The 258-nt window shown below is 51.6% G+C and carries 1 protein-coding gene; it reads left to right on the plus strand.

Annotation, left to right across the window (positions count from 1 at the left end; genetic code table 11):
* The coding region (locus tag AUR66_RS16250) for an ester cyclase (protein ID WP_197409834.1) at positions 1–187 on the plus strand (187 nt) is incomplete at its 5' end.
* Between the last annotated feature and the right edge of the window lie 71 nt (positions 188–258).

Here is a 258-nt window from a genome sequence, read left to right on the forward strand (position 1 = left end):
CAGTGGGGACGGATGGTTGGGGCTCCCAGCAACTGGAGAAACAGTCACGATGCGCGTGATGGACTTCTGGCGGCGTGAAGATGACTTATTGGCGGAGAATTGGGTTTTCATCGATATGATCGACCTATTGAACCAGATGGGTGTCGATGTCTTCGACCGGCTTCAAAACGACCACCAGTACTTCTAGACTGTAACAGAATCTCCAAGGGAATCGCGACCACCCATTGTGGTCACGAAATTTGGAGACGTGCGAATGTC

The organism is Haloferax profundi (assembly GCF_001469865.1).
GTDB classification, from domain to species: Archaea; Halobacteriota; Halobacteria; order Halobacteriales; family Haloferacaceae; genus Haloferax; species Haloferax profundi.